This window comes from Sphingomonas sp., from assembly GCF_026460985.1.
Lineage (GTDB): Bacteria > Pseudomonadota > Alphaproteobacteria > Sphingomonadales > Sphingomonadaceae > Sphingomonas.
The window spans coordinates 1-10,080 of the sequence record NZ_JAPKNM010000066.1 but is presented as its reverse complement, the minus strand read 5'-3'; the positions used below and the strand labels follow the sequence as shown (position 1 = coordinate 10,080).

Sequence of the window (10,080 nt, the reverse complement as noted above, 5' to 3'; positions counted from 1 at the left end):
CCCTCACCCAGCTCCGACTAAGGCTCTTCGAGTCTAAGTCTGCGCAACCCTCTCCCCCTTGCAGGGGGCGAGGGAAAATAGAGGCTGAATGTCGATACAGCCTAAACCCCGTTCGCCCTGAGCTTGTCGAAGGGCCGTTCTTCTTGCTGTGGCGAAGAAGAAAGAACGGTGCTTCGACAAGCTCAGCACGAACGGATGATTTTTTAGCGAAGGTGAGGCCCCTCAGCCCGCCGTTCCGGTCTCGATCAGCGCCCGCGCGCGGCTGCGCTCCGCGCTGTCATAGGCGCCGTATGCGATCGGCAGCAGCGCGCGGCGCGCGGCGGCGAGGTTGCCGCGGCGGACGAGCGCCTCGCCGAGCAGCAGCCGCGGGCCCGGCGCGGTCGGGACGGTGTCGACCACCTTCATCAGCCCTTCGATCGCCACGTCGGGCGGCGCCTCGCCCGCCTCGGCGAAGCTGCGATAATAAGCGATCAGCGGCAGCGGATTCTCGGGATCGGCGCGGTTCGCACGGGCGATCTCGGCGCGCGCCGCCTTGAGCCGCGCGGTGCGCTCGGCGGCCGGGGCGGCGAGTGCCTCGGCGAGCAGGGCGCTGCCCCGCCACGCGCGCGCGTCGCTGCTGTTCGCGTCGATCTTCATCGCGCGCTCGGCGGCCGCGCGGCAGCCGGCGGCGTTGCCGGTGCGGCATTCGGCCTCGGCGAGCAGCAATTGCGCCTGTAGGTTCGCCGGATAGCGCGCGGCGTCCCTGCGCAGCTCGGCGAGCCACGCGTCGCGCTCGGCGATCGCGCGCTGGCGTGCCCGCTCGGTGTGGACGATCGCCTCGGCATCCGCGTCCGGCTGCGGGACGGGGAGGGCGATCCGCGAGCCGAGTTCGAGCCGGCCCTTGACGAACGCGGCCTCGCCCTGGGTCAGCTGCCGCACCATCGGTTCGGCGGCGCGGGCTGCGGGATAGGTCATCCGCTCATAGGGCATCTTGCGATTGTCCCAGGCCGCGAGATCGCGCTGGAGCTGGTCGAGGTCGCCAAATGCCTCGGCGGCCTTCGCGGGATCGGTGCCCGCAGCGATCGCGGCGAGATAGTTGCGCAGCTGCGGCCGGCGCGCCTCGTCGAAGAACAGCATGTGCGCCAGCGCCCAGGCGTGGAAGGGCGTCCAGCGGCTATCGTCGCGGCGTGCATCCAGATATTTGCCCGCGAGCACGTCCTTCACCGGCCAGGCGCGCACGCGGTCCAGCACCTGCCAATAGCCCTCGGGCGCGCGGCCATAGGCGATCTGGCCGTCCGCCTTGACCTCGATCGTCGCGAACAGCTCCCCGAAGCCGTCGACATACCAGCGCGGATAGGCGTTGGGGAAATGGGTCAGCAGCCAGTTCCGCGCGAAGGCGGCGTAGATCCGCCCCTCGGCCGCGACCGGCACCGAGACCTGGTTGACGTTGACGGCGAACGGGTCCGCCTTCTGTGCGAAGCCCGCGCGCGTTCCGACCGGCCCGGCAAGATGCTGGCTGAGCCCGGCATCGTTGGCGGTGGGATCGGGCGCGCCGCCGCTCGTCGCGCGGATCAGGTCGGGCAGCACCGAGGCGAGGCTGGTGCCGCGCTCGAGCTGGATCCGGCTGTCGTAACGCGTCGCGGCGAGCACCGGGCCGTCCTCGCGCGGGTCGTAATAGCCCTGTACGTCGAAGCCGCTGCGATACGGCCCCGGCGCGAGGCGCAGGTTGCGCAGGTCCATCGCGTCGAACTCGGACGAATCCCCGACCAATGTCACGCGGAGCTTGCGTGCCTCGTCGGGCTGGTCGACGCGGCCGAGCAGCACCGAAAGCAGGAAGTGCAGCCGCTCCAGATTGTGCGCGATCCGGCGGAGCTCGGCCTCGCTGCCGTCGCTGATCACGACGACGTGGTCCGTCTCCGCCTCGCGCCAATGGCTGAGCTTCTCCAGCCGCCCCTGCACGACGACCGTCTCGTCCTGCGACGCCGTTTGCGCGGCCGCGGGCAAAGGCAGCGCCAGCACCGCCAGCGCGATCACGAGCCGCATCGATCCCCTCCTATGGTTTTGCGCGAAGGCTATGCCTTCGCCGGGGCAAAGGAAAGGGCGCGTCACGCGGCGGGAATGGCGGCCTTGGTAGGAACAATGGCGAGCTCGGTCGCACCACGCTTCTATCCATCGCCTGGTCATCGCACGCGTCGATGACTACCGCGAAGGGAAAAGAAACTCGCCATGAGCTTGCGCAACAGGACCCAATTTCTCATGGCGACGGCGCTAGCGCTGACCTGCGCGGCAGCCCATGCCTCGCCAGCGCGGGCGCAGGAAAATCAAGTCGTCGTCGATGCGCCCAGCGTACGGATCGACAAGCTGGCGCTGCGGATTCACGGGGTGCGCTATGAGAATATCAACTCCAACCGCCCCAGCGTGGTGATCTATGTGGCGGTCCAGAACGCCACCTCCGTCTCCACCGTGCTGATGGCGGCAAACCTGTTCGACGAGTCGGTGCTGCTCCATGGCTCGGGCAACTACGGTGCCAAGGGCTACACCTTCGCCGCCGGAACCGCGCCCGGCCAGGAAGGCACTTTCACGGCGGGCAAGGTGCTGAAGCCCGGCCAGAACACCACCCTGGTGTTTCGCTATCAGCTCGAGGGACCGGTACCGACCGCGCCGTTGACGTGGATCGTCCGTGAGCGGCCATCGATCGTCAAGCTGCTCAAGGAGATAAGTCAGGAGCACCGGCTGAGCGTCCCGGGCTACGTCCCGCCCATGCCGACTCCGCCAACGGTGCCGCTTGCCCCCACCGGGATTCAGACATTGCGCATGCCTGCCTCCTTCATCCAGCCCGGCGGTTTCAGGCTGCGCACGGATCAGATTACGTACGGCCGCGGCTCCACCGACAATGGCCGTGGATCCGGACTGACCGTGATCAACATGACATTGCAGAACACCACCAATGCGCCGCTCGACGTCAATCCAAACTTGCTGAATAGTTTTGTCGTCGAGCAGGATGGCCGCAGATCGCAAAGTCCGGGCGTGAGCCTGGACAAGGGGAACGGCGCCTCGGTCACGTTGGCTCCGCGCGAATGGCTGAGCGGGCATTTTACTTATTATCTGGAGAACCAGGCCGCGCAGCGCGCCGCCCGGCGAGTCGAGTTCAAATACGGCTCAGGCCAGACGCTGACGATCGATCTTCCGCCCTTCACGGCGGGTGCTGTGTCCGGCCAGCAGGTGGCGGCGAAGGCCGCGCCCGAGATACCGGCCACCGCAGCAGTCACCACGGGCGATTTCCAGAAGACCGCCTATATGGACGTCAAGCTCGATCGCGCCGGGCGTAGCAAGTTGGGCGGCGCCGAAGTCACGCTGACGCTGCGCAACATGATCGGCCGGCGCCTCGGCATGCAGAATGACTGGCAGACCTATTCGCTGCTCGCCTCCGACGGCGTCGAATATCGTGCCGATGGCAATCACTATGGCACGTCCGGCAGCGATACGCTGGCGAGCACCGTCTGGCTCGAGAACGAGAACGAGGCGAAGCGCACCTGGGTCTTCCTCAAAGTGCCGCCCACGGTGACTCCGGTGCGTTTGATCGTCCGCGAGTACGGCAAGGAGAAAGCGAGCATCGAACTGCCGCGCTGATCGCACAAAGGAAAAGGGCCGGGATCGCTCCCGGCCCTTTCGCTGTCTGCTTGTCCGTGAGGATCAGGCCGTGGCGACTTCCGCCACGTCGACCTTGACGCCCGGGCCCATCGACGAGCTCAGCGCGACCTTGCGCAGATACTTGCCCTTGGCGCCCGACGGCTTGGCCTTGACCACCGCGTCGACCAGCGCGTCGAAGTTCGCGCGCAGGTCCTCGGCCGGGAACGACGCCTTGCCGATGCCCGAGTGGATGATGCCCGCCTTCTCGACGCGATACTCGACCTGACCGCCCTTGGCGGCCTTGACGGCCTCGGCGACGTTCATGGTCACGGTGCCGAGCTTCGGGTTCGGCATCAGGCCCTTGGGACCGAGCACCTTACCGAGGCGGCCGACCAGGCCCATCATGTCCGGGGTGGCGATGCAGCGATCGAAGTCGATCTTGCCGCCCTGGATGGCTTCCATCAGGTCCTCGGCACCGACGACGTCGGCGCCGGCGGCAGTGGCCTCGTCAGCCTTGGCGCCGCGGGCGAAAACGCCCACACGGACCGTCTTGCCGGTGCCCTTGGGTAGCGTGACGACGCCGCGGACCATCTGATCGGCGTGGCGCGGATCGACGCCCAGGTTGAGCGCGACTTCGACGGTCTCGTCGAACTTCGAGGTCGCGTTCGCCTTGACGATCGCGATCGCCTCATCGACGCCGTGAAGCTTGTTGGCGTCGACGGTCCAGGTCTTCTGCTTCTTGGTCAGCTTGGCCATCTTATCAGCCCTCCACCACTTCGAGGCCCATCGCGCGGGCGGAGCCTTCGATGATCTTGGTCGCTGCCTCGATGTCGTTGGCGTTCAGGTCCTTCATCTTGACCTGGGCGATCTCGCTCAGCTGCGAGCGCTTGATCTTGCCCGCGACCGACTTGCCCGGTTCCTTCGAGCCCGACTTCAGGTTGATCGCCTTCTTGATCAGATAGGTCGCCGGCGGCGTCTTGGTCTCGAACGAGAAGGAGCGGTCCGCATAGACGGTGATCACGGTCGGAAGGGGGGTGCCCTTCTCGGTGTCGCCGGTCTGGGCGTTGAACGCCTTGCAGAATTCCATGATGTTCACGCCGCGCTGACCCAGAGCAGGGCCGATCGGCGGCGAGGGGTTGGCGGCGCCCGCAGGCACCTGCAGCTTGATATAGCCGGTAATCTTCTTTGCCATGTCACTCTCTTTCCGGGGGCCTGCAAGGCCCCGATCAAGTTTAGCGGTCCAGCCGGACGCCGAAGCGCCCTCCCGCAGGGTTTCCATCGCTGTGGCTTTGGAAGGCGCGGCCCTTAGCGCAAAGCGGAGCCGAGCGCAACCGGCGATCCACGGAGAGCTATGACCGTCCGGTACTGCAGGAAGAGGGCTCGACGCGAGCACCTCCTCCCGCAGCCATGATCACTCAGGAGCCGATGACATCACGCGGTTCACGCCGCATTGACTGTTTCGAGAACCGGCCGCCAGGTGCTGCCGCCCTGACAAAGCCAGCCCGTCACAAAGGACTGTCCGTCGCCAGTGGGGGCGGGCGTGAAGTTGATGAACCGCACATAATCTCCCTTGATCCCTGCGAATGTGGGCTTGGTTGTACCAAGGCCGGCGGCCTGGGCGCCGCCTGGATATCCCCGCATCGCGCCGTCGACCGTCCCTTGTGCGCCGGTCATGTCGAAATGGGTGGCCCCAAGTTCCACCCGCGCTTCTAGATCCTGAAGCACCAGATCGGTCGAGTTGGTGAGCTGGAAGGGAATGCCCGACGCAGTGCCGGTGGCGGTGCTGGAGAGGATCGAAACCCGGCCTGTCACATAACGGGCGCGAATGCCGGCTGCGGCTCCGGTGAAGGAGCAGTTTTCGAACCGCCAGTTTCCGGACGGAGTGGCCGAAACGAGAGCATATGCATCCAGGCCATAGGAGCCCGATCCAGCGGGTGCCGTCGCCGCAAAACTCGTATCCTCGCAAGTGAAGTCGTTGAGGATGAGATTGCTGTTATTGACGTCGATCACGGCACCATAGTTCACGCCGGTGAACCGGCTGCCGTGGATCGTGAGACCGTTCATCGGAAACGTGCTGTACGGCCTGATCCGCAGCGGCAAGGTGACGGCGTCGATGCATTTGACGTTGCTGATCACGCCGTCGCATCGTTCGGTGGTCGGCGGGCCCGACCATTGGATCCCACGCGCGCAGTTGCGAATCACGCCATCGCGGACGGTGCACTCGACCGTTCCATTGATTGCGATCGCCCCCTTGGGCAGGGTGCCGTCCAGCGTATCGAACTGGCCTTCGACCACGAAGCCTGAGATGGTGACGGCGTGCTGGCCTGCGACGTAGATGCCGCACGATCTCGCCGACAGGCGGACGTTCTGTACGACGATCCCGCTGCCTGCCCCATAGGTGTCGTAGATTTGCACGGCATACGCGCCGGCATCGTTGGCGAACGCTCCCGAGAAGCCGGCGTGGAAGATGCTCAAATTGTCCAGCAGGGCGTTTCGCACGCCGTGATACAGGATCACGCCCGACTTGATGTGGCTTGCGTCCACATAGAGCTCGCCGACATGGACTCGCTCGATTATTCCGCTCTGATTGCTCAGGATGGCGATCACGGATGCGTTCCAGACGACTTCGGTAGGCGAGATCGCGTTACCCGCCTTCGAATATGCCGAGATGCGCCGGATCGTCACGCCGACGATCGTCCGGCTGGTGTTCTGGTTCTCGACGCAGATCCAGTACGGCGCCTTGAAGTTGTCCAGCGTCACGTTTTCCACGAGCACGCCGGACGTGTTCGCAGTAGCGGTCGGCGTCAGGAAGTAGTTGAAGAACGCCCCGTTATTGTATCCCGTGGCAACGCTGTTGCCCGTGCAACTGAGATTGCGGATGGTGACGTTGTTGCGGTCCAGCGCCGCGAAGACCGAACTCGTCTGCACGGTTCCGGTTACGGTCAGCGTCGAGCCGCAGCCCTCCACGATCACGTTGTCGCTGAGGGTAACGGGCTGGGCGAGTTCAGCGCTGTCGAGTTCATAGGCGCCGCCCGGGATCAGCAGCACGCCTCCGCCCTGCGCTGCCAGATCGGCCGCTGCCGCTTTGAGGCGAGCGACGGTGGTTCCGGTATAATCGTCGATCGATGCAATATGTCCAGGCATTGAGTATCTCCACGCGCCCCGATGGCCGAGGCGTGCGGAACAAAACGAGATCATTTCCTACATTACAAGCCTCTCCCAAAGCCTGTTTGTCGGTGGTTGCTCGGGTCTGGGCGGCGGGCGAGCCGCGCACCGGCAAACCAGAAAGGCCGGAGCTTTCGCCCCGGCCTCCCGTAATCCCGCAAACCTGAAATCAGGCCCGGCTTACTTCACCCGCTCGACGTCCTCGAAGCCCAGCTCCAGCGGAGTGGCGCGGCCGAAGATCGAGATCGAGACCTTGACGCGGCTCTTGTCGAAGTCGAGTTCCTCGACCACGCCCGAGAAGGTCGCGAAATTGCCCGAGGTGACCTTGACCGTGTCGCCGATGTCGTAATCGACATGGACGCGGGCCTTGGGCGCGGCGGAGGCGGCCTCTTCCTTGGTGTTGAGGATGCGCGCGGCCTCAGCCTCGCTGATCGGCTGGGGCTTGCCCGACGAACCCAGGAAGCCGGTCACCTTCGGCGTGTTCTTCACGAGGTGATAGACGTCGTCGTTCATCTCGAGCTTGGCGAGGACATAGCCCGGGAAGAACTTCCGCTCGGACTGGATCTTCTTGCCGCGACGGACCTCGGTGACGGTCTCGGTCGGCACTTCGACCGCCTCGACCAGCCGATCGAGCCCGAGCCGGGTCGCGTCGGCGAGGATCTGATCGCGGACCTTGCCCTCGAAGCCCGAATAGGCGTGGATGATGTACCAGCGCGCCATGCGTTGTTGTTCCTTATTGCGCGAGACGGAGGAGCGAACGGACGACGAAGTCGAAGAACGAGTCCACGCCGAGGAAGAAGATGCCGAGCATGCTCGCCATGATCAGCACCATCACGCCGGTCATGATCGTTTCCTTGCGGCTCGGCCATACGACCTTGGCGGTCTCGGCGCGCACCTGGCGCATGAACTCGAGGGGACTGGTCTTCGCCACCGGGGCATCCTCGTCAGAAAAAATGGGCCTTCAGCGAGGCATGGGTCCGCTGCCGCTCCTTCCGGGGGAAGGACCGGCGTGTTCCCATCACGCTGTCGGATTGGGACGGGTATCTAGCGAGGGCAGGGGGCAAAAGCAAGCGGTGCGCGCCCTCGCTTTTGGAGCGGGGGCAACAAAGGCCTCAAGGCTGCACCAGCTCGGGGAACAGGTTGATGCCGGTGTGCTTGAACACCGCCCAGCCGACGATGCTGAACACCCCGTCGACCAGCTTCTGGGCGAGCGCCAGCGTCATGAACTGCGCGAAGTCGAAGGTCTGCTCGAGCGTCGCCTTCTGGTCGCCGAGGATCATCCCCGCCTGCTCCGCGCCGATGCGGCCCTCGGCGAGCGCCTCGGCGGTGCGCATCGCGGCGTCGCTCAGCGTCCGGAGATAGCCCGAGATCGCCGCCTCGTTCTCCTGGAACCATTTGCTCGAGGTGCCGACGACCTCGTCCTTGAGCGCCCCGAAGAGCGCGTCGGCGCTGTCGAGCGAGAGCTTGCTGAAATCAGTCATGTCAGCTCCCCGGCTTCATCGCCTGCGCGGCGCGCGCGGCCTGGTCGCACGACACCATCATCGGCTGGGTGGCGCCGGTATCGGGCTGGATGCCGAACTTCTTGTGCTGGAGCGCGAAGCTGGTGATGCGGTCGCTGCAGCCCTTGATCAGCTTGACGAGCAGGTCGCGCGCATGCGCCGCGCCCTTGCCCCCGGTCTCGAGCGAAGCGGCGCGCATCTGCGCCACCGCGAGTTGGGCCTGGGCGTCGGCATATTGCGGGGCGGCGTCTGCGAAGCTGGCCTTGTCGGCATAGGTGCCGAGCTCGCCATTGGCGGCGAAGCGCGCGACCAACTCATAGGCGCCGGCGGTCTTCGCATCGAGCATCGGATCGTAGCGCGGCGCGAACATCGCGCAGCCGGCGAGCAGCAGCGCGGCTGCGATCGGCGCCCCGTGAATTGCCAGTGACCGGCTTCGCATGCGCCCCTCCGACGTCGCCACTCGCAGGTTATCGCAGGCGTGCGGGCGAGTCGAGGACGGCAAGCGAGGAAAGGCGCCCGAGGCAGGTCCGGGCGCCTCTATCGGCTACGCCAGCCCTTACGGGCTGTCGGGCGAATCGTCGCCGCCGCCGAAGATGTTGATCACTTCGGTCGCCTCGAGCAGCACGAGGATCCCGAGGATGCCGATCGCCGCATAGAGCGTGGTGCCGGGGAGGATGCCGCTCTCCCGGGCCGCCGGCGTGCTGGCGCGCGTCTCGGCCGCGGGGGCGTTGCGCAGGCTCAGGGCAGAGGCCGATCCGGCCTGTGCCGCGGTCGATGCGAGGAGCATCGCCGATGCGGCGGCGGCTAAAGCCAGTTTCTTGTACATGAACAGGATCCTTTCAGATCAGCGCCACTGCAGCGAAGCCGCCGGCGAGCAGGATCAGAAATCCCCAGGCGAAGAGGTTCAATCGCTTTTCGATGAATGCTTGCATGGGCTCGCCGAACCGCTTGAGCAATGCGGCGATGATGAAAAAACGTGCGGCGCGCGTAATGGTCGCAAGGATCACGAAAAGCGGAAAATTGAAATGAAAGAGGCCGCTGGCGATGGTGACCAGCTTGAACGGGATCGGAGTCAGGCCTTTCAGCAGGATGATCGCGGCGCCATATTGATCGTAACCATGGCGCAACGCCTCGATCTTCGATTCCATGTGATAGAGCTGGACGAGCCATTGGCCGATGCTCTCCATCAGATAATAGCCGATTGCATAGCCGAAGATGCCGCCGATGACCGAGGCCACCGTGCAGACGGTGGCGATCAGATAGGCCTGGTCGCGCCGCGCGAGGACCATGGGGACGACCATGACATCGGGCGGGATCGGGAAGAAGCTGCTCTCGGCGAAGGAGACCACGGCCAGGCTGCGGAGCGCGTGGCGGTGGTGCGCCATGCGCAGGACCCAGTCGTACATCGGGCGGAACATGCGGACTCCGGGAAGGGGAAGTGGTGCGCGTTCCTGCCCTATTCGCAGGCGCAGCGAAAGCGCCAAAGCGGACGAGACGATGGGGATGTGCGGGAAATGGCAGGCCTTGCGCGCGATTGAGCATCTCGCCGGCAAAGGACCGGACTAGGACGGATCGACATTCAAAATCCTCCCCCGCCAGGGGGAGGTGGCGCCGAAGGCGTCGGAGGGGGAGGTAAGCAATGCCCTCTCTAGGGCGGATCGACATTCAGGTTGAAGGCTCCCCTCCCTGCTTGCAGGGAGGGGCAGGGGGGTGGGTGCGCGCGTCTGCGCGCCTAAAAGACTCGCCAATCGTGCAGCAAAAGGCACCGGCCGGGGCATCGAGCCCCAGCCGGTGCCAACCCACCCCT

At 65.4% G+C, this 10,080-nt stretch carries 11 protein-coding genes; 1 reads left to right on the top strand and 10 read right to left on the bottom strand.

From position 1 onward, the window contains the following. Positions 1–222: 222 nt before the first annotated feature. Complete coding sequence (locus MT490_RS10755; RefSeq protein ID WP_297387119.1) at positions 223–2,022, bottom strand: hypothetical protein; 1,800 nt, start codon at positions 2,020–2,022, stop codon at positions 223–225. Positions 2,023–2,205: 183 nt separating this feature from the next. On the opposite strand from MT490_RS10755, the gene MT490_RS10750 reads away from it, so the two are divergent. Then, complete coding sequence (locus tag MT490_RS10750) at positions 2,206–3,609, top strand: hypothetical protein (protein WP_297387116.1); 1,404 nt, start codon at positions 2,206–2,208, stop codon at positions 3,607–3,609. Between the two features lie 63 nt (positions 3,610–3,672). Here MT490_RS10750 and rplA read toward each other — a convergent pair whose 3' ends face one another. The 9 genes from rplA to MT490_RS10705 form a co-directional block, all read right to left on the bottom strand. Next, positions 3,673–4,365, bottom strand: coding sequence for a 50S ribosomal protein L1 (gene rplA, locus MT490_RS10745; RefSeq protein ID WP_297387113.1), 693 nt, complete (start codon positions 4,363–4,365; stop codon positions 3,673–3,675). Between the two features lie 4 nt (positions 4,366–4,369). Continuing rightward, positions 4,370–4,801 carry a 50S ribosomal protein L11 gene (rplK, locus tag MT490_RS10740; protein WP_297387111.1) on the bottom strand — a complete coding sequence of 144 codons (432 nt, stop codon included), beginning with the start codon at positions 4,799–4,801 and terminating at the stop codon, positions 4,370–4,372. Between the two features lie 248 nt (positions 4,802–5,049). After that, positions 5,050–6,753, bottom strand: a complete 1,704-nt coding sequence (locus tag MT490_RS10735; protein WP_297387108.1) for a hypothetical protein — start codon at positions 6,751–6,753, stop codon at positions 5,050–5,052. Between the two features lie 201 nt (positions 6,754–6,954). Further along, positions 6,955–7,494, bottom strand: coding sequence for a transcription termination/antitermination protein NusG (gene nusG, locus MT490_RS10730; RefSeq protein WP_135987351.1), 540 nt, complete (start codon positions 7,492–7,494; stop codon positions 6,955–6,957). A gap of 13 nt (positions 7,495–7,507) precedes the next feature. Next, on the bottom strand, positions 7,508–7,705 hold the full coding sequence (gene secE, locus MT490_RS10725) for a preprotein translocase subunit SecE (RefSeq protein ID WP_297387103.1): 198 nt from the start codon (positions 7,703–7,705) through the stop codon (positions 7,508–7,510). A 181-nt stretch (positions 7,706–7,886) separates the two neighbouring features. Then, positions 7,887–8,255 (bottom strand): hypothetical protein, encoded by a 369-nt coding sequence (locus tag MT490_RS10720; RefSeq protein WP_297387101.1) that lies wholly within the window; start codon positions 8,253–8,255, stop codon positions 7,887–7,889. A gap of 1 nt (position 8,256) precedes the next feature. After that, entirely contained in the window at positions 8,257–8,712 is a 456-nt protein-coding gene (locus MT490_RS10715) for a hypothetical protein (protein WP_297387098.1), read from the bottom strand. A 117-nt stretch (positions 8,713–8,829) separates the two neighbouring features. Next, complete coding sequence (locus MT490_RS10710; protein WP_297387095.1) at positions 8,830–9,099, bottom strand: hypothetical protein; 270 nt, start codon at positions 9,097–9,099, stop codon at positions 8,830–8,832. A 13-nt stretch (positions 9,100–9,112) separates the two neighbouring features. Further along, positions 9,113–9,691, bottom strand: a complete 579-nt coding sequence (locus tag MT490_RS10705; protein ID WP_297387093.1) for a YqaA family protein — start codon at positions 9,689–9,691, stop codon at positions 9,113–9,115. Between the last annotated feature and the right edge of the window lie 389 nt (positions 9,692–10,080).